This window comes from Aeromonas enteropelogenes, from assembly GCF_020097295.1.
GTDB classification, from domain to species: Bacteria; Pseudomonadota; Gammaproteobacteria; order Enterobacterales; family Aeromonadaceae; genus Aeromonas; species Aeromonas enteropelogenes.
Genome location: NZ_CP083625.1, coordinates 1147329 through 1166517 on the forward strand (window position 1 = coordinate 1147329; position 19189 = coordinate 1166517).

A 19189-nucleotide genomic window follows, 5' to 3' on the forward strand; every position below is an offset into this window, starting at 1 on the left:
CACTCGGCGCCGGATGGCGCGAATCGATCAACAGAGGCGCTCAATAGATACCATGACGCAAAGCATTGAGAGACAGATCGCCAGCGAGTTGAACGCTCGCCCGCAACAAATCGAAGCCGCCATTCGTCTGCTGGATGAAGGTGCCACCGTTCCCTTTATCGCCCGTTACCGCAAAGAGGTCACTGGCGGCCTGGACGACAGCCAGTTGCGCACCCTGGAGAGCCGTCTCGGCTACCTGCGCGAGCTGGCAGACCGCCGCCAGGTGATCCTGCGTTCCATTGAGGAGCAGGGCAAGCTCACCCCCGAACTGATGCGCGAGCTGAACGAAGCCGACAGCAAGACCCGGCTGGAAGACCTCTACCTGCCCTACAAACCCAAGCGCCGCACCAAGGGACAAATGGCCATCGAGGCCGGGCTGGAACCGCTGGCCAATCTGCTACTTGATGACCCGATGCGGGATCCGGAGCAGGAGGCCACCGCCTTCCTCAATGCCGAACAGGGCATTACCGACAGCAAGAGCGCCCTCGACGGTGCCCGTTACATCTTGATGGAACGCTTCGCCGAACAGGCCGATTTGCTGGAAAAGCTGCGCGACTATCTGTGGCAGAACGCCACCCTGCGCGCCCGCGTGGTGGCCGGCAAGGAGCAGGAAGGGGCCAAGTTCAAGGACTACTTCGAGCACGACGAGCCGCTGCACAAGGCCCCCTCCCATCGGGTGCTGGCCATGTTGCGCGGTCGCAACGAGGGTGTGCTCAACCTGGCGCTGGTCACAGGCGAGGACGAGAGCGCCAGCCCCTGCGAGGGGATCATCGCCCACCATCTCAAGCTCAATCTGCAAAACCGCCCCGCCGACAAGTGGCTGCAGGGGGTAGTGAGCTGGACCTGGAAGATCAAGCTCTCACTGCAGATGGAGACCGAGCTCATCGGTCGTATCCGTGAGTCGGCGGAAGAGGAGGCGATCAAGGTGTTCGCCATGAACCTCAAGGATCTGCTGATGGCGGCCCCGGCCGGCATGCGTTGCACCATGGGGCTGGATCCCGGCATCCGCACCGGGGTCAAGGTGGCCGTAGTCGATACCACCGGCAAGCTGGTCGATACCGCGACCATCTATCCGTTCGAACCGAAATGCCAGGTGGATCAGAGCATCAAGACCCTGAGCGAACTGTGCCAGAAGCACAAGGTCGAGCTTATCAGCATCGGTAACGGCACCGCCTCGCGGGAGACCGACCGCCTGGTGAGCGACCTGTTCGAACGCTACCCCGCCGCCAAGGCCCAGAAGATTGTAGTGAGCGAAGCCGGGGCCTCGGTTTACTCCGCCTCCGAGCTCGCCTCCCTGGAGTTTCCGGATCTCGATGTCTCCCTGCGTGGCGCCGTCTCCATCGCCCGCCGCCTGCAAGACCCGCTGGCCGAGCTGGTCAAGATCGATCCCAAGAGCATCGGTGTCGGTCAGTACCAGCACGATGTCGGCCAGAGCCAGCTGGCCCGCCGACTGGATGCCGTGGTCGAGGACTGCGTGAACGCGGTGGGAGTGGATGTGAACACCGCCTCGGTCGCCCTGCTCAACCGGGTGTCCGGCCTCTCCCAGACCCTGGCCCAGAACATCGTCGCCTATCGCGATGAACATGGCGCCTTCCAGAACCGTCAACAGTTGCTGAAAGTGAGCAGGCTCGGGCCCAAGGCCTTCGAACAGTGTGCCGGCTTCCTTCGCATTCGTGGCGGCAGCAACCCGCTGGATGGCTCTGCCGTGCACCCGGAATCCTACCCCGTGGTGGAGCGGATCCTCGCCAAACTGGAACAGACGGTGGATAACCTGCTCGGCAACAGCAGCCTGCTGCGCAGCCTGAGGCCCACCGACTACACCGACGAGCAGTTTGGCGTGCCCACCGTGACCGACATCATAGGCGAGCTGGACAAACCTGGTCGCGACCCTCGCCCCGAGTTCAAGACCGCCACCTTCAAGGAGGGCGTGGAGAAGTTAAGCGATCTGGTGCCCGAAATGGTGCTGGAAGGGGTGGTTACCAACGTCACCAACTTCGGCGCCTTCGTCGACATCGGCGTCCATCAGGATGGCCTGGTGCACATCTCCTCCCTGACCGATCGCTTCGTCAAGGATCCCCGCGAGGTGGTCAAGGCAGGCGACATAGTGCGGGTCAAGGTGCTGGAGGTGGATGTGCCACGCAAACGGATCAGCCTGACCATGCGTCTGGACGAGAAGGCCGGCCAGCCGGCACGCAAACCGACACAGCCGCATCACCACCAGGGTGGCAATGCCAAGCCCAGACACGAATCGCGTCAAAATGCCCCTATGGGCGGCGCCATGGGCAACGCCTTTGCTGCAGCCCTCTCCAAGACCAAGAAATAAAGCGCAGCCAGAAAATGCAAAAAGCCCCGCGAGGGGCTTTTTGCACCAGGCGCGAGCTTACTGACTCAAGGTGTTCAGGATGCTCTCGGGATCCTGGTGCTGGGCCAGCACCTCCCGCAGTCGATTGAATGCCTTGCAGGCCTCCTGTGGATACTTGCCATAGGAGACTACACCGGTATGGCTCCAACCCGCCGCCAGCATTACCTTCTTCTTGAAGTGGGTCCCCTCGGTCCCGCCGCCACCCAGCTGCATCAAAAACTGCTCCATCTGGAGGTGAGGCGGAGGAACACGGGAGAAGGTGGTGAAATCTTCCGGTTTGACTTCATCAAAGTGCATGACAGCTCCTGTTAGATAGGATGGGCCTGACCTTCAGATTAGTTGCAAAACCGGGGAACAAAGAAAAGTATCGCGCAGGGAATTCAGACCTGGAGATTAAGGGAGTGGCCAGCCGCCGGACTGACCGCCTGCTGGTAACGACCGGCTATCACCTGATTGCGTCGATCCATGTAAGTACTCAGCACGCCCGTGATCGCGGGATCATGCTCGGCCATCAGCGCCTTGCGGGCCTTGGCCTCTGTTGCGGCCGCACTGCGGGCCACGCTCAAGTCCTGGGCAGAGGGCTCGGCAGGAGCAAGGGCCGCGGCACGAACCTGTTGCATCTTGGCAATGGTGGCTTCGGGATCTCCCGCCACCTCACCAGTATCGATAGACACTTCACCGCCGGTCGCATAACGCTTGCCATCCGGCCCCAATGAAAATTGGTAGGTAGGCGCACCGGCATAAGCGCCCCCCACAGACTGGTGCGCCTGCTCATGGGTACGCACCTCCTGATCTCGGTCACTCAGCTCCTTGACCTGTTGCTCCTGCCGTTGTTGCTGTTCCTGCTGCTTGCGCTGCCCATCTTCACTGGTCGCCTCGACAAAACGGTGATCCAGGGCATGGGGAATCGTGGGTTGAGTTGACTCACGATTGTTCTGGGCCGGCGAGGTGCTGCTGGCCGTCTGGCCGGCTTTCGATTTCTCTTTCTGGGAACCGACTTCGGTTTCGGCGCTGGATGCCTGTCCGGACCGGGTCTGCGGGATCAGCTCGGCCCGGCGATTATCCGTCCTGGCCGCTTCCACCTGGGGTTGCAGCTGGGTAGGGATCAGCGTGGGCAGGCTGACATTGACGTTCATATCACACCCGGATATCGATCAGGGTGCCCATCATATCGCTGGCGGTCTGCATCACCTTGGTGGAGGCGCCGGCCTGAATCTCCGCCACCTTGAGGTTGACCAGCTCATCCGTCACTTGCACCTGATCACCACTCGGGGTGTTGAGGCGGGCGATCTGGCTGGACGCCCGATCGGCGATCTGTTCAGCTCGCTGGAACCCCTGCACCCCGCTGTTGAAGGCAGATTCAATACGCATGATGTAACTCCTCTGGGAACAGATTAATTATCCGTCACCCGGGAGGATTAATGAAGCTTTCAGGCTGTTTTTTAGCCAATAAAATGCCTAATGGCTTCAACAAACTCCGTTGGATGGGAGATAAAAGGCGCATGCGAGGCCTTGTTGAAGGTCACGCTGCGACTGGCGGGGTAACGCTCGTCCAGTAGGGGAATGACCGCCTTGGGCACCAGTGAATCCAGTCGGCCATAGACCCGCAGCCAGGGCAGTGAAAGCGACGCCAACTCATCGCGCAGATCGATGTCGGCCAACAAACCGAGCCCGGCCTCCAGCGCGGCCAGTTGCGGAGCCGGCCGTTCAGCCAGCCAGTGGCGCAGCTGACGGATATCGTCGCGGGCATGTTCGCTGCCCATCGCCTGGATCGCGAGGAAGCGCTCTATGGTCTGGCGAAAATCCCCTGCCAGCATCTGGTTGAAACCGGTCAACACCTTGGGGGCGATCCCGGGCCACTCGTCGCGGGCCATAAAGCAGGGGGAACTGGCTACCGTGATAAGGCTTGCGACATGCTCGGGATGGTTCAGGACAATCTGGCTGGCGACCAGACCACCAAGGGACCAGCCGAGTAGATGGCATTTTTCCGGCAATACGGCCGCAACCTGCTCAGCTAGCCAGGAGAGGCTGTAATCGACCCCATCGGCCAGCGGGCTGTTGCCAAACCCCGGCAGATCCACCAGATGTACCCGGTAATTTTCCGCAAATGACGGAACAATGCCATGCCAGACGGCACCGTTCATCCCCCATCCGTGCAACAGCACCAGATCGGGCCCCTGACCAAACCGCTCTACCGATACGCTCATCTAGACTCAAGATCCTTGTTCATGTCTCTGGGGTCAGCATGTTAAAGCGACTGCTCGTCAAAGCAAGTCCGCTGCTCGGCAGCCATAGTGATTGGCAAGGGAGTTGTCTGCTCTGCCATCAGCCCTGTGATGCCGAGCCCTTGCTGTGCAGCTGGTGCCGAGAGGCACTGCGGCAGCCTCATCCCAGATGCCGCCTGTGTGCCGCGCCCTTGTCGGAATATATGAAAGAGAGCCAATGGGTGTGCGGCCGCTGCCAGCGTCGCCCTCCCCCCTGGGAACGGTTACAGGTCATTGGCGACTATCAGACGCCTTACCCCCTGCTTATCCCCCGGTTGAAATATGCAGGCCAGACCTTGCTGGCCCCCTTGCTCGCCCGCCTGTTGGCGGACCATCTCGATCAAAGCGATCCGCCGGAAGCCATCATCCCAGTGCCCCTGCACTGGTGGCGTCACTGGTGGCGAGGCTTCAACCAGGCGGAAGAGATTGGTCGCGCACTCGGCGAGATAACCGGCATCCCGCTCGACCAGCGGTTGCTGCAGCGCATCAAGGCCACCCCGCAGCAGACCCGGCTCACCGCAGGCCAGCGACGGCGCAATCTGCGCGGCGCGTTCAGAGTCTCTTCCCATCAATATCGTCACGTCGCCCTGCTTGATGATGTAGTGACCACAGGCGCCACCGCGGGCCAGCTCACCCGCCTGCTCCATGAGAGCGGCATCACAAAGGTTGAAGTGTGGGCAATATGCCGTACTCTCAAGCACATCAAGTAACCCTCTGCATGCTACCCAAGCCCGGATAACCGCGTTATCATGAATACCCTAGTCGTACACTCAGGTTTGTGAGGATAGTGATGATCAGCATTTCCGACGCCGCCCAGGCACATTTCCGTAAACTGTTGGAAAAACAGCCTGACGGCACCAATATCCGGGTGTTTGTGGTCAATCCGGGAACCCAGAATGCCGAGTGTGGCGTCTCCTATTGCCCGCCCGATGCAGTCGATCCGGAAGATCAGCACCTGCCCTTCAGCGGTTTCGACTGCATGGTCGATCCCCTGAGTGCCCCCTTCCTGGTGGATGCCACCATCGATTTCGTCACCGATCAGATGGGTTCCCAGCTGACCCTGAAGGCCCCCAACGCCAAGATGCGCAAGGTCGCCGACGATGCCCCGCTGATCGAACGTATCGAGTACGCCCTCATCTCCGAGGTGAACCCCATGCTGGCCGGTCACGGCGGCAAGGTGACCCTGACCGAGCTGACCGAAGATGGTTACGCCATCCTGCAGTTTGGCGGTGGTTGCAACGGTTGCTCCATGGTCGATTACACCCTGAAAGAGGGGATCGAGAAGCAGCTGCTGGAGAAGTTCCCGGGCGAGCTCAAGGGCGTGAAAGACGCCACCGAGCACCAGCGCGGCGACCACTCCTACTACTGATGACGCCTTGCCTTAGTGGCAAAAAAAGGCCCCGCCAACTGGCGGGGCCTTTTGCATCGGGCAATCGGCAGATTACTCGTCCCTCTTGTCTCGTGACAAGAGAGCGATGGCAGCCTCTTTCGGGTTTTTCCCCTCGTAGAGCACCTTGAAGATCTGCTCGCAGATGGGCATCTCGACGCCGCAGCGGGCCGCCAGCAGATGCACCTCCTTGGTATTGCGATACCCCTCCACCACCTGACCGATCTCGGTCATGGCTGTGTCCACATCCTTGCCTGCCCCGAGGGCCAGACCGAAGCGGCGGTTGCGCGACTGGTTGTCGGTACAGGTGAGCACCAGGTCCCCGAGCCCCGCCATCCCCATGAAGGTCTTGCCATCGGCGCCAAGCGCGGCGCCCAGGCGCTGCATCTCCACCAGGCCCCGGGTGATGAGGGCGGTTCTGGCATTGGCGCCAAAACCCAGCCCGTCGGAGAGACCGGCCCCGATGGCGATGACGTTCTTGACCGCCCCGCCCAACTGCAGGCCGACGAAGTCCGGATTGGTATAGACCCGGAACGAGCGGCCGCAATGGAGCAGTTGGGAAAGATCCTCGGCAAAGTCATCGTGGGTCGAGGCGACCGAGATGGCGGTCGGCAGACCGGCGGCCAGCTCTTTGGCAAAAGTGGGGCCGGAGATCACCGCCAGCGGCATGGCATCACCCAGCACCTCGCGGGCCACGTCCTGCAGCAGACGGCCGCTGTCCGGCTCCAGACCCTTGGTGGCCCAGGCGATACGGGTGTCGGGGCGCAGGAAGGGTTTGACCTGGGCCAGCACCTGGCCAAACACATGGCTCGGCACAACCAGCAGCAAAACGGGCGCGGCCTGCACGGCCTGCTGCAGATCTGCAGTCAGCTGCAGATCGGCGGGAAAGGGGACATCAGGCAGAAAAGCCTTGTTGCAGCGGTCCTGTTCCAGCTCGGCGACATGGGCGGGATCGTGGCCCCACAACAGGGTCGGATGGCCATTGCGCGCCAGAGAAATGGCAAGGGCGGAGCCGTAAGACCCCGCCCCCAAGACCGAGATAGCGATCTGGTCAGCCATTATCAGGCTTCCGCGGTCGCCTGCTGGGCCTGAGCTTGCGCCATGTGCTGGGCAAACAGGGCATCGAAGTTGACCGGTGCCAGGTTCAGCTGCGGGAAGGAACCCTTGCTCACCATGTTGGCCACGGCTTCACGGGCATACGGGAACAGGATGTTCGGGCAGAAGGCAGCCAGGCAGTGAGCCAGCTGCGGCTCAGGCAGGTTGCCGATGGTGAAGATGCCAGCCTGCTGCACTTCGCACAGGAAGGCAGTCTCTTCGCCCAGCTTGCAGGTGACGGTCAGGGTCAGTACGACTTCGTAGACGCTGTCGGCCAGGATGTTGGTCTTGGTATCCATGTCCAGCTTGACGTCCGGCTGCCACTCTTTCTGGAAGATGTGCGGAGTGTTGGGCGCTTCGAAGGAGACATCCTTGGTGTAAACACGCTGGATGTGGAATTCCGGTTGTACTTCCTGGTTGTTGATCTCGTCAGCCATTTCGTTTGATTCCTTTTATATGGATAAGTGGGCACAGGCCCTTACATCAGCGTTTCTTGGTGACCGGCAGATTCTCTGCACGCCACTGGGCCATGCCACCGCCGAGCACATATACCTGCTTGAAGCCAGCCTTGCTCAGCTGACGGCCGGCGCCGCCCGCAGTCATTCCCGACTCGCACACCACTATGATGGGGGCATCTTTATGCTTTTCAACCGGACCCAGGTTATTGCTCTGGATCTGGGCGAGCGGCAGGTGCTGGGCACCGGCCAGATGACCCTTGGCATAATCTTCCTGACTACGAATATCCACCACTGTGGCATTCTCACGGTTGATCAGCAGGGTGGCAGTGTGATTGTTGACGGTTTTCACCGGAGACAAACGGGCACGCACAGTGGTGTAAACCAGGGTGCCCGCCAGGCCCAACCAGGCTGCCGTCAGCAGCGGGTTGCGGGCCGCAAAATCCAAATACTCTTGCATCTTCTACTATCCAGGGACCAAGACAAGGGCCCGAGTATACATGGGGGTGTGGCTAAGATCAGCCATCTTGGCGGCAAAGCGCGAGCAGGCTCCCATCATGCGCGAGCCCGATCAGGAGGAGCGGAGAGCCCCCTACTGGACGATGGGAGGCCGCCTTGGCTATCAGGTGACTATTTCGGCAGATGTAGTAATATTACGCTAGTTTCATTTCCCGCATTTTTTCCAATCCGAGAGGACATAGCCTTATGTCAACAGCTAAGAAACCTTTGGTTCTGGTCATCATGGACGGTTGGGGCTACAGCACCAAGCAAGAGCACAACGCCGTCGCCGCCGCCAAGACTCCCAATCTCGATCGTCTGGCTCGTGACTACACCAGCACCCTGATCTCCGGCTCCGGCCTGGACGTGGGCCTGCCGGATGGCCAGATGGGCAACTCCGAAGTCGGCCACGTCAACATCGGTGCCGGCCGCATCGTCTATCAGGAGCTGACCCGCATCTCCAAAGACATCCAGGATGGTCCTTTCTTCAACAACGTCGAACTGGCCAAGGCTGTTGACGCTGCCGTGACCAATGGCAAGGCCGTGCATATCATGGGTCTGATGTCCCCGGGTGGCGTACACAGCCACGAAGAGCACATCATGGGCATGATCGAGATGGCTGCCAAACGTGGCGCCGAGAAGATCTACTTCCACGCCTTCCTGGATGGCCGTGACGTGCCGCCGCGCTCCGCCCAGTCCTCCATCGAGCTGTTCGATGCCCTGTTCGCCAAGCTGGGCAAGGGGCGTTTCGCCTCCATGATCGGCCGTTACTACGCCATGGACCGCGACAACCGCTGGGATCGCGTACAGCAGGCCTATGACCTGATGACCCAGGGCAAGGGCGAGTTTACCGCTGCTTCCGCCACCGAGGCCCTGGCTGCCGCCTATGCTCGCGACGAGAACGACGAGTTCGTCAAGGCGACCCGCATCGGGGAAGCCGCTCCCATGGTTGACGGCGATGCCCTGATCTTCATGAACTTCCGTGCCGACCGCGCCCGTGAAATCACCCGCTCCTTCGTTGATACCGACTTTACCGGCTTTGCTCGTGCCGCCGAACCCAAGCTGAACTTCGTGATGCTGACCGAATACGCGGCCGACATCAAAACCGCCTGCGCCTACCCGCCGACCGCCCTGGTCAATACCCTGGGTGAGTGGCTGGCCAAGCAGGGCAAGACCCAGCTGCGCATCTCCGAAACCGAGAAGTACGCTCACGTCACCTTCTTCTTCAACGGCGGCGAAGAAGCCTGCTTCACCGGCGAAGATCGCGAGATCGTGGCAAGCCCGAAAGTGGCTACCTACGACCTGCAGCCGGAAATGAGCTCTGGCGAACTGACCGACAAGTTGGTCGCGGCCATCAAGAGCGGCAAGTACGACGTCATCATCTGCAACTACCCGAACGGCGACATGGTTGGCCACACCGGCGTGTTCGATGCAGCCGTCAAGGCGTGTGAAGCCGTCGACCACTGCATCGGTCGCGTTACCGACGCGCTGGCCGAAGTGGGTGGCGAGTGCCTGATCACCGCCGACCACGGCAACGCCGAGAAGATGATGGACGAAGAGACCGGTCAGGCGCACACCGCCCACACCAACCTGCCGGTTCCGCTCATCTACTTCGGTCGCAAAGCCGAGGTGGTAGAAGGTGGCAAACTGTCCGATCTGGCTCCCACCATGCTGACCCTGATGGGTCTGCCTGTGCCGCCGGAAATGACTGGCAAGCCCCTGATGATTCTGAAATAATCCTTCCCCATGCGGGGATGCGAAGTTATTTCACAGAAAACCAGTCGCGTCGGCCTGTTGGCCGGCGCGCTGTTTTTTTGCCTGTTTGGCGGCACGGGCCAGGCCTGGGCAACCAACCAGCAGCTGGGTACCATGCAGACCCAGATCAAGGAACAGCAGAAGACCATCAAGCTGAGCAAGCAGGAGCTGACCAAGCTCAATGCCCAGCTCAAGGCCGATGAGCAAGCCATCTCGGCCGCTGCGGCCAAGCTCAACCAAACCAAACAGCAACTCAAGCAGAACCAGCAGAAGCTGGCTGGTCTGCAGCAAGACAAGCTGGATCTGGAAGAGCAGGCCAAACATCAGAAGCAGTTGCTGGCCAGGCAGGCGGAAAGCGCCTTCCAGGCGGGCAGCCACGACTACCTCAAGCTGCTGCTCAACCAGCAGGACCCGGCCAAACTGAGCCGCTCCCTCGACTACTACGACTACCTCAACAAGGCCCGTATCGAAGCCATTGAGGCGCTGCGCGCCACCCGCGCCAAGTTGGCGAAAAACCAGCAGGCCACCAAAGAAACCGAGAGCCGGCTGCAGGCCCTGCTGAGCGAACAGCAGGAACACCACCAGGCCCTGTTGGCCAGCCAGCAGAGCCGCGCCAAGGTGCGCAACCAGTTGCAACAGTCGGTGCAGGATGACGAGCAGAAGCTGGCCAAGCTGGTCAAGGCGGAGAAAGCCCTGAAAGCCCGGCTGGAGGAGCTGCGCCGCAAACGGGAAGAGCAGGAGCGCCGCGAGCGGGAACGCCTCGCCAAGCTGAAGGCCGAGCAGGAACGCCAGCGCAAGCTGGCGGAGCAACGCCGCGCCGAGGAGCAGGCCAGTCAGCAGCAAGTGGCCAGCAAAGAGCCGGAATCCAGCTCCAGCATCAGCGGCGCCGGCCACTACAGCGGCCTCAAGACCAATGGCAATCTGCGCTGGCCAGTGCAGGGCCCCATCCTCATCTCCTACGGCTCACCCCGTACCGCTCAGCTCAAGTGGAAGGGCACCCTGATCGGTGCCAGCGAAGGGACCCAGGTCAAGGCAGTAGCGCCGGGCCAGGTGGTCTACGCCGACTGGCTGGACGGCTTCGGTATGCTGCTGGTGATCGACCACGGTCGAGGCTATATGAGTCTCTACGGCCACAACCAGTCGCTGCTGCGCCAGGTCGGCCAGAATGTGGAACAGGGTGAACCCGTGGCTCTGGTCGGCGACAGTGGCGGCCAGGACAGGCCCGGCCTCTACTTCGAGATCCGCTATCAGGGAGAAGCCATCAACCCCGCCAAATGGCTGGCCAAACGCTGACCAGGGATCCCGGCCTCGCGCTCCCATCGAAAGCGGCGACCCAGGAACGACAAAGCCTGCATAGTGCAGGCTTTTTTATTTGCCACGTGCGGCACAAGAGGCGGTAAAGTGATGAAAAATTACCTATTTTTCGGCCCGCTCAGGGAAAGACAACAAGCCCGATCTGCTCCAGCAGGGTCTGCTGCTGATCTTCATTTATCTGCACCCCGGTCAGATCGACCCGCCGCAGATCCAGCCCGGGCAGATCACACTGGCGCAGGTCACAACCCTGCAGCTTGAAACTGGCCCACTCTATCTGGCCAAACTCGGAACCGCTGAGATCGGATCCCGCCAGCGAAGCCCCCAGCAGGTTTGCCCCCTGCCAGCGGTTGCCGCTCAATTCACATTTTTCCAGCAGGCAACCCTCGAAGCTGGCGTAGCTGAAGTTGTTGCCGGTCAGATGGGCTTCGCAGAAGTAGCTCCTGGCGGTGATCTGGTTGGCAAAGCTGGCGTGACCAAAGTTGATGCCCATCGCCTGACAATCACGCATCTCCAGCCCCAGACACTGGCTGCGGCTGACATCCGCCAGGGTGAGATCGCAGCGCAGGAAGCTTGCCTCCCTCAGATCGCAGCCCTGTAACTGGCAACCCAGCTCGCGCTCCCTGTCATAGAAGCAGCAATCGACGAAGCGACACTCGCCCAGATCCAGCCATGAGAAGTCACACCCGATAAAGTGACACCCGGAGAAATGCTCGCCCTCCACATCCTGTTGCTCGAAGCGAGCCCCTTCGAAATGTTTGCCTCTGATCATCGGAAAATCCTTCCACTACGGTTTCATATGCTGACTTTGTCCGGTAAAAACGGTAATGTTACACGTAACATCCACGCTGGACACCGACATGACGACCACCCGCAAGCGCCGCCCCACCCTGCAAGACATCGCCGACCTGACCGGCGTGACCAAGATGACCGTCAGTCGTTACTTGCGGGATCCCCAGACCGTGGCCGAGGGGACCCGGGAGCGGATCGCGGCGGCGGTGGAGGAGCTCGGCTACATCCCCAACCGGGCGCCGGATATTCTCTCCAACGCCACCAGCAAGGCGATCGGCATTCTGATCCCCTCCCTCTCCAACCAGGTCTTCTCGGCGGCGATCCACGGTATCGAGTCGGTGACCCGTCCCGCAGGCTACCAGACCCTGCTTGCCCACTATGGCTACAACCCGGAACGGGAAGAGGAGCAGGTGGCCTCCCTGCTCTCCTACCATGTGGATGGTCTCATCCTCTCCGACAGCCAGCACACCGAGCGCACCCGCAAGATGATCGCCACCGCCGGCATTCCGGTGGTGGAGACCATGGATCTGCCACAGGCTCCCATCGACATGGTGGTTGGCATGGATCACAAGGCCGCTGCCCGGGCCATGGTAACAGAGATGCTGCTGCGCGGCCGCCGCAAGCTGGTCTATCTCGGGGCCCGCCTCGACGTGCGCACCCAGTTGCGGATGGAGGGCTACTACCAGGCGATGGCGGATTTCGGCCTGGAGGGGCGGCACCTGCTGACCGAGCAGTCTTCCACCTTCACTCTGGGGGGCGAGCTGCTGGATCTGGCACTGGTGCGCTATCCCGACCTGGACGGCCTGTTCTGCACCAACGATGACCTGGCGGTCGGCGCCCTGTTGCAGTGTCAGGCGAAGTGGATCCCGGTCCCCCAGCAGATCGCCATCGCCGGCTGCAATGCCCTCGACATCGGCCATGCCATGACCCCCAAGCTGGCCAGTATCGCCACCCCCCGCGAGGCGATCGGCCGCGAGGCGGCCACCATGCTGCTGGCGCGGCTCGATGGCAAAGCCCTGGCGGAGACCCGCAAGGACATGGGGTTTACCCTCTATCTCGGCGAGAGCCTGGGATAAATCGCCCGCACTGCGCCATAAACAGAACAGGCCACCCGAGGGTGGCCTGTCAGCTTGGCAAGCATGATTATCTGTCAGCGTGTCACCAGTTCAACCGCTTCGCGGGAGAGGCGGGTCACCTCCTCCCAGTTGCCGCTCTTGAGCGCATCGGCCGGCAGCATCCAGGAGCCGCCAACGGTGGCCACGCATTTCAGCGCCAGATAGTCGGCCACATTCTTCGGACCGATACCGCCGGTGGGGCAGAACTTCACCTGGGGCAGCGGCGCGGCGATGGCGGCCAGCGCCTTGGTGCCGCCATTGGCCTCGGCCGGGAAGAATTTCAGGTGGTCATAGCCCGCTTCCAGCGCCTGCATCACCTCGGACGGAGTGGCTACCCCCGGGATCAGCGGGGCCGTGCTGTTGGCCGCGTGGGCCAGCAGCGCCGGGGTCATGCCCGGGGAGATGACGAAGCGGGCACCGGCGGCCACGGCGGCATCAAACTGAGCGCAGTTGAGCACGGTACCGGCACCGACCATGGCATCCGGCATCGCCTTGGCGATAAGGGCAATCGCATTGAGCGCGACCGGGGTGCGCAGGGTGATCTCGAACACAGAGATGCCGCCATCGAGCAGCGCCTTCGCCATCGGCAGCGCCTGCTCAAGTTCGTTGATGACCATCACGGGTACCAGCGGGGAGGCGGCAAACACCTCGGCCGGGGTCACTTTCCAGTTCTGCATAGCTCTTCCTTAGTCAAAGATGGTGGCGCCACACTCGGCGCTCGATACCGCGCGACGCATCACGCTAAACAGTTCACGGCCCCACCCCTCTTGCTCCAGAGTGAGGTCAATCTCGGCCTGGGTACGGCCGCTCAAATCGGTCAGGCAGTCGAGACGGCCGGATTCGGCATCCACCCGCAGCAGATCACCGTCTTGCAGCAGGCCGATGGCCCCGCCGTGCAGCGCTTCCGGGGTGACGTGGATGGCGGCCGGGATCTTGCCGGAGGCGCCGGAGAGACGACCGTCGGTGACCAGCGCCACCTTGTGGCCCGCCTTCTGCAGGTTGCCGAGCACCGGCATCAGCTTGTGCAGCTCCGGCATGCCGTTGGCGGCCGGGCCGTTGTGGCGCACCACGATAACGGCATCCTGATTGAGATCCCCCGCCTTGTAGGCCGCCTCCACCGCATGCTGGGAGGAGAAGACCCGGGCAGGCGCCTCGATGACGCGGTATTCGGGGGCGACCGCAGAGACCTTGACCACGGCGCGGCCCAGATTGCCCGCCAGCAGCTTGGTGCCGCCGGTGGCCTGGAATACGGCCCCCGAGGGGGACAGCACGCTCGGATCCCGGCTCTCGCCGACCGGTTGCCATACCAGCTTGCCATCGACCAGTGCAGGACGAGTAAGGTAGTCCGCCATCTCGCCAAATACCGGCACGGCGTCCATGTTGAGCAGATCGGCCTCGGCCAGCCGGCGCATCAGGCCCGGCACGCCACCCGCCTGTTCGAAGGCGTTCACGTCAGCCGGACCATTCGGGTACATGCGAACCAGCAGTGGCACAACATCGGAGAGATCACTGATATCGTCCCAGGTCAGCACCAGGCCGGCGGCGCGGGCCAGCGCCACCATGTGGATGCTGTGGTTGGTGCTGCCGCCGGAGGCAAGCAGGGCCACCAGGCCGTTGACCAGGGAGCGTTCGTCGATCACCTTGCTCAGCGGACGATAAGCCGCAGAGCCCGGGATCATGGCGCTGATGCGGCGGGCGGCCTCCTCGGTGAGGGCCCGGCGCAGCTCGCTGTGGGGATGCACGAAGGCGGACCCTGGCAGCATCAGGCCCATGGCCTCAAATACCAGCTGGTTGGTATTGGCGGTACCGTAGAAGGTGCAGGTACCGGCCGAATGGTAGGCGCCGCACTCCATCTTCAGCAGGGCATCGCGGCCCACCTCGCCGGCGGCGTACTGCTGACGCACCTTCACCTTCTCGTCGTTACTGATGCCGCTCGCCATCGGGCCAGCCGGCACGAAGGCGGTCGGCAGATGGGCATGGGAGAGCGCCCCCATGATCTGGCCCGGCGCTATCTTGTCGCAGATGCCGAGCAGCAGGGTGGCATCAAAGGTGTTGTGAGACAGCGACAGCGCCGTCGCCTGGGCGATCAAATCGCGGGAGAAAAGGGACATGTCCATCCCCGGCTGGCCCTGGGTCACGCCGTCACACATGGCGGGCACGCCGCCGGCTACCTGGGCGCTGTGGCCCAGCTCGGCCAGCGCCGCCTTGATCTGATCCGGATAGCCCTGATAGGGCTGATGGGCGCTCAGCATGTCGTTGTAGGCGGTGACTATGCCCACGTTGGCGCGAGTCATGTCGAGAATGCGTCCCTTCTCGTCACAGCTGGATGCAGCGACGGCGTGGGCCAGGTTGCCACAGGCCAGGGCGGCACGGGTCTTGCCCTGCTCGGCCTGACGTTGAATGCGGGCCAGGAAGGCCTGGCGACGGCTGGCACTGCGCTCGCGGATGCGGGCAGTAACCTCTGAGATGACGCTGTGTGTCATTCGGCTTGCTCCAACGCGGTGACGGCGCGGTCAACAACCTGTTCGAAGGTGCCGTCTATATCAATATGGAAGACCCCTGCCTCGCCATCCGGGCGCTCCAGGGTATCAAACTGACTTTGTACCATGCTTTCCCGCATGAAGTGGCCCTTGCGAGCCCGCATGCGTTCGAGGATCAGAGGCTGATCGCCATCCAGGAACAGGAAGCTGACCGACTCGTTACCCTCGCGGATCTGGTCGCGGTACTGCTTCTTGAGGGCGGAGCAGACGATGACACCCACCTCGTTCTTCTGTTCCAGGCTGTAGGCCGCATCGCGGATCCGCTCCAGCCAGGGGGCGCGATCCTCATCGTTGAGAGGGGTACCACCGGCCATCTTCTGGATGTTGGCTTTCGGGTGCAGATCATCGCCATCGATGAACTTGGCCCCCAGTGCCTCGGCCACCTTGAGACCGACGCTGGACTTGCCGCTGCCACACACTCCCATCACGATAATGCACTTACCCGCCATAATTTGACCTCTGTCCCACTTTTCAAAAAACCAGCTGTTGATGGGTTCTAATCTAACACGTTACCGGTAACATGTTACCGGTAACTACAAAAAATGTGAAGCCGGCCACAGACAGTAACCCATACTCTCCGGCCTCGTGCTAAATGCCACAGACCAAAACATATCTATAAAAAAATCATGATGTTATGTTTGGTGCTGAGTCCTGCGGCATTGCCACTGAACAACTAAAAAAGGAACAGAGAACAATGTCGGATATCTCTTTGATCATGACGGCAGCCGGATCCATCGTGCTGCTGCTCTTCCTGGTGATGAAGGCCCGGTTGCACGCCGTCGTCTCCCTCATCCTGGTCTCCATGGTGGCGGGTCTGGCCGCCGGCATGAACCCGGCCGATATTGCCGCCACCATCCAGAAAGGGATGGGCGGTACTCTGGGCTTCGTGGCCGTGGTGGTGGCGCTCGGCGCCATGTTCGGCAAGGTGATGGAAGTGACCGGCGCCCTCGACCGGGTGGCACATACCCTGCTTGGCAAGTTCGGCGTCAAGCGCGCCAACTGGGCCATGGCGCTGACCGGCTTCGTCTGTGCGCTGCCGCTCTTCTTCGACGTGGCCGTGGTGCTGCTGATCGGGGTGGCGTTTGCCATCGTGCGTCGTGGCGGCGGCAGCGTGGTGAAGATCGGTATCGCCCTGCTGGCGGGTATCGCCACCTGCCAGGCCTTCCTCATTCCGGCGCCGGGCCCCATCCTGGTGGCCTCCCAGCTGGGTGCCGATTTTGGCTACATGATCCTGTTCGGCCTGATCGCCGCCGTGCCGGCACTGATCCTGGCAGGCCCGTTGTTCGGTGAGTTCATCAGCAAAATCGTCGACGTGCCGCTGCCCGCCGATGCCCAGAACAGCGTCCATGACGACAGCAAGTCCCTCCCCTCCTTCGGGCTGGCCATGGGCCTCATCGGTCTGCCGCTGCTGATGATCGGTCTCAAGACCATCGTCGGGCGCTTTGTCGAGACAGGTTCCACCCTGCACGGCTGGCTGGAATTTGTCGGCCACCCCTTCACCGCCATCATGGTCGCCTGTCTGGCCGCCTTCTATCTGCTGGGCATTCGTCGCGGCATGTCCCGTGACGAGGTGATGAGTGTCTGCAACAGCGCCATCCAGCCCGCCGGCGTCATCATCCTGGTGACCGGTGCCGGTGGCGTGTTCAAGCAGGTACTGGTGGATTCCGGTGTGGGCGCGGCTCTTGGCAACATGCTGGCGGACTCAGGCCTGCCGATCGTCGCCCTGGCCTTCATCCTGGCCGCCGCGGTGCGGGTCATCCAGGGTTCTGCCACCGTGGCCATGCTGACCGCCTGCGGCCTGGTGCTGCCGATGCTGGAGCCGCTGGGTCTGAACGGTGCCCAACTGGCCGCCGTGACCATCGCCATCGGCGGTGGTGCCATCGTGCTCTCCCACGTCAACGACTCCGGTTTCTGGCTGGCTAACCGCTATCTGGGCCTCTCCGAGAAGCAGACCCTGCAGACCTGGACCGTGATGGAAACCATCATCGGCACCACAGGCGGCGTGATGGCGATGATCATCTACAGCTTCCTCTAAACGTTGCTGTCATCCCCCGGAAAAAGGCCTCCTTCGTGAGGCCTTTTTCATCTTTCTGACGATTCTTTCTTTGGCTGGAAGGGCGAGATTGCTAGAATCGCCTATTCATCGCTCCGAGTGGAACGCTTAACCCCGTGATTTCAGGTTTCTCTATGCATTCATCGGCCCATTATCGACAACTGCTTGCACGCCTGCCCCAGATCGCCGTCGCGGCGGATCAGTTTGAAGTGCTCTACAGTGCCCAGGATTTCAAGCGCCGCATTCTTGCGCTCATCGCCAGCGCTACCCGCCGCATCTATCTGGTCGCGCTCTATCTGCAGGATGACGAAGCCGGACGGGAGATCCTCGCCGCCCTCTACGCCGCCAAACAGCGCAACCCCGCCCTCGACATCAAGGTGTTCGTCGACTTCCACCGCGCCCAACGCGGCCTGATCGGCAAGGGCAAGCAGGGGGGCAACCACCTGATGTATCAGGAGATGGCCGACCGCCACGAGCACAAGATCGAAATCTACGGCGTGCCCGTCAAGGGACGCGAGCTGCTCGGTGTACTCCACCTCAAGGGCTTCGTCTTCGACGACGTGGTGCTCTACTCCGGCGCCAGCCTCAACGACATCTATCTGCACCAGCAGGATCGCTACCGCTTCGACCGTTACCACCAGATTGCCAGCCCCGAGCTGGCCCGCAGCCTGGTCAACTATGTGGACGACCAGTTCGTGAAGAGCGAGGCGGTGCAGCGCCTGGATCGCACCGACATCCCCAGCGCCAAGCAGCTGAAGGGGCCAATCCGCCGCTTCAAACAGCAGCTGCGCCGCGGCCAGTACCGCTTCGAAAGCACGCCGGTCAACACCCAGGAGGTGGCGATCACGCCGCTGGCCGGTCTGGGCAAGCGGGGCAACCAACTCAACCAGATGATCCGCAACCTGGTGCGCGCCACCGAGCGGGAGATCTTCATCTGCACCCCCTACTTCAACCCGCCCAAGGAGTTAAACAAGGATATCGAGGAGCTGCTGGCTCGCGGCTGCAAGGTGACGATCGTGGTGGGCGACAAGACCGCCAACGACTTCTTCATCCCGCCGGAGGAGAAATTCTCCACCATCGGCGGCCTGCCCTATCTCTACGAGACCAACCTGCGCAAGTTTGCCGAGCGCAACCAGCATCACATCGATGATGGCCGTCTCAACCTGATGCTCTGGTGCTGCGAGCGCAACTCCTACCATCTCAAGGGGATCTTCGTGGATGACGAGTGGGCCCTGCTCACCGGCAACAACCTCAACCCTCGCGCCTGGGCGCTGGATCTGGAGAACGGCCTGCTGATCCACGACCGTTGCCACCTGCTGCGTCCCCAGTTCAACGCCGAGCGCGAGAACATCCTGACCAACACCAAGCGGATCAGCCACTTCGACCAGGTAGAGCAGATCAAGGACTACCCGGATCAAGTGCGCAAACTGCTGGCCAGGATCCACAGGGTCAAGGCGCATCTGCTGCTCAAGCGCATCATCTGACGCGAGGCGCTACCGCCCCTTCGCAACCTGTCACAAGGC

19 protein-coding genes are annotated in these 19189 nt (G+C 61.8%); 8 read left to right on the plus strand and 11 right to left on the minus strand.

All coding sequences use genetic code 11. The features are described 5' to 3' along the window. Positions 1 to 52 precede the first annotated feature (52 nt). Positions 53 to 2362, plus strand: coding sequence for a Tex family protein (locus LA321_RS05430; RefSeq protein WP_042070559.1), 2310 nt, complete (start codon positions 53 to 55; stop codon positions 2360 to 2362). A gap of 57 nt (positions 2363 to 2419) precedes the next feature. On the opposite strand, the gene LA321_RS05435 is transcribed toward LA321_RS05430, so the two are convergent. The 4 genes from LA321_RS05435 to bioH all read right to left on the minus strand — a co-directional run bounded on the left by LA321_RS05435 (position 2420) and on the right by bioH (position 4608). Further along, positions 2420 to 2698, minus strand: coding sequence for a hypothetical protein (locus LA321_RS05435; protein WP_042070561.1), 279 nt, complete (start codon positions 2696 to 2698; stop codon positions 2420 to 2422). 83 nt (positions 2699 to 2781) lie between these two features. After that, positions 2782 to 3537 carry a putative metalloprotease CJM1_0395 family protein gene (locus LA321_RS05440; RefSeq protein WP_042070563.1) on the minus strand — a complete coding sequence of 252 codons (756 nt, stop codon included), beginning with the start codon at positions 3535 to 3537 and terminating at the stop codon, positions 2782 to 2784. 1 nt (position 3538) lies between these two features. Further along, the gene (locus LA321_RS05445; protein ID WP_042027316.1) at positions 3539 to 3772 is read right to left on the minus strand and encodes a flagellar hook protein FlgE; all 234 of its coding nucleotides are present in this window, start codon (positions 3770 to 3772) and stop codon (positions 3539 to 3541) included. Between the two features lie 71 nt (positions 3773 to 3843). Next, positions 3844 to 4608, minus strand: a complete 765-nt coding sequence (gene bioH, locus LA321_RS05450) for a pimeloyl-ACP methyl ester esterase BioH (protein WP_042070565.1) — start codon at positions 4606 to 4608, stop codon at positions 3844 to 3846. A gap of 38 nt (positions 4609 to 4646) precedes the next feature. On the opposite strand from bioH, the gene LA321_RS05455 reads away from it, so the two are divergent. Next, positions 4647 to 5375: a ComF family protein gene (locus tag LA321_RS05455; protein WP_042070566.1), complete on the plus strand. Its 729-nt coding sequence runs from the start codon at positions 4647 to 4649 to the stop codon at positions 5373 to 5375. Between the two features lie 80 nt (positions 5376 to 5455). Beyond that, positions 5456 to 6034 (plus strand): Fe-S biogenesis protein NfuA, encoded by a 579-nt coding sequence (gene nfuA, locus LA321_RS05460; RefSeq protein ID WP_026456827.1) that lies wholly within the window; start codon positions 5456 to 5458, stop codon positions 6032 to 6034. Positions 6035 to 6106: 72 nt separating this feature from the next. Here the strand turns inward: nfuA and gpsA are convergent, their stop codons facing one another. Genes gpsA through LA321_RS05475 form a run of 3 tightly spaced genes read right to left on the minus strand, consistent with a single transcriptional unit; the run spans position 6107 to position 8062 of the window. Beyond that, the gene (gpsA, locus tag LA321_RS05465) at positions 6107 to 7111 is read right to left on the minus strand and encodes an NAD(P)H-dependent glycerol-3-phosphate dehydrogenase (protein WP_042070567.1); all 1005 of its coding nucleotides are present in this window, start codon (positions 7109 to 7111) and stop codon (positions 6107 to 6109) included. A gap of 2 nt (positions 7112 to 7113) precedes the next feature. Beyond that, positions 7114 to 7584 (minus strand): protein-export chaperone SecB, encoded by a 471-nt coding sequence (secB, locus tag LA321_RS05470; protein ID WP_026457218.1) that lies wholly within the window; start codon positions 7582 to 7584, stop codon positions 7114 to 7116. A 46-nt stretch (positions 7585 to 7630) separates the two neighbouring features. Beyond that, complete coding sequence (locus LA321_RS05475) at positions 7631 to 8062, minus strand: rhodanese-like domain-containing protein (protein ID WP_042027311.1); 432 nt, start codon at positions 8060 to 8062, stop codon at positions 7631 to 7633. Positions 8063 to 8307: 245 nt separating this feature from the next. Between LA321_RS05475 and gpmM the strand changes: the two genes are divergently transcribed. Both gpmM and envC read left to right on the plus strand, forming a co-directional pair. After that, positions 8308 to 9837: a 2,3-bisphosphoglycerate-independent phosphoglycerate mutase gene (gene gpmM / locus LA321_RS05480; protein WP_042070568.1), complete on the plus strand. Its 1530-nt coding sequence runs from the start codon at positions 8308 to 8310 to the stop codon at positions 9835 to 9837. 9 nt (positions 9838 to 9846) lie between these two features. Then, positions 9847 to 11148 (plus strand): murein hydrolase activator EnvC, encoded by a 1302-nt coding sequence (gene envC / locus LA321_RS05485; protein WP_042070570.1) that lies wholly within the window; start codon positions 9847 to 9849, stop codon positions 11146 to 11148. Positions 11149 to 11287: 139 nt separating this feature from the next. On the opposite strand, the gene LA321_RS05490 is transcribed toward envC, so the two are convergent. Then, the gene (locus LA321_RS05490) at positions 11288 to 11938 is read right to left on the minus strand and encodes a Qnr family pentapeptide repeat protein (protein WP_042070571.1); all 651 of its coding nucleotides are present in this window, start codon (positions 11936 to 11938) and stop codon (positions 11288 to 11290) included. 88 nt (positions 11939 to 12026) lie between these two features. On the opposite strand from LA321_RS05490, the gene LA321_RS05495 reads away from it, so the two are divergent. After that, positions 12027 to 13034, plus strand: coding sequence for a substrate-binding domain-containing protein (locus LA321_RS05495; RefSeq protein ID WP_042070573.1), 1008 nt, complete (start codon positions 12027 to 12029; stop codon positions 13032 to 13034). A gap of 74 nt (positions 13035 to 13108) precedes the next feature. Here LA321_RS05495 and LA321_RS05500 read toward each other — a convergent pair whose 3' ends face one another. Genes LA321_RS05500 through LA321_RS05510 form a run of 3 tightly spaced genes read right to left on the minus strand, consistent with a single transcriptional unit; the run spans position 13109 to position 16062 of the window. Continuing rightward, positions 13109 to 13750: a bifunctional 4-hydroxy-2-oxoglutarate aldolase/2-dehydro-3-deoxy-phosphogluconate aldolase gene (locus tag LA321_RS05500; protein ID WP_042070574.1), complete on the minus strand. Its 642-nt coding sequence runs from the start codon at positions 13748 to 13750 to the stop codon at positions 13109 to 13111. A gap of 9 nt (positions 13751 to 13759) precedes the next feature. Then, a complete protein-coding gene (gene edd / locus LA321_RS05505; RefSeq protein WP_042070576.1) occupies positions 13760 to 15556 on the minus strand; it encodes a phosphogluconate dehydratase in 1797 nt (598 codons plus the stop codon). After that, entirely contained in the window at positions 15553 to 16062 is a 510-nt protein-coding gene (locus LA321_RS05510; protein WP_026456630.1) for a gluconokinase, read from the minus strand. Before LA321_RS05510 ends, edd begins: the two co-directional genes overlap by 4 nt. Before the next feature lie 245 nt (positions 16063 to 16307). Between LA321_RS05510 and gntU the strand changes: the two genes are divergently transcribed. After that, positions 16308 to 17648 carry a gluconate transporter gene (gene gntU / locus LA321_RS05515; RefSeq protein ID WP_042070578.1) on the plus strand — a complete coding sequence of 447 codons (1341 nt, stop codon included), beginning with the start codon at positions 16308 to 16310 and terminating at the stop codon, positions 17646 to 17648. Between the two features lie 152 nt (positions 17649 to 17800). Then, a complete protein-coding gene (gene pssA, locus LA321_RS05520; RefSeq protein ID WP_042070579.1) occupies positions 17801 to 19150 on the plus strand; it encodes a CDP-diacylglycerol--serine O-phosphatidyltransferase in 1350 nt (449 codons plus the stop codon). Positions 19151 to 19189: the final 39 nt, after the last annotated feature.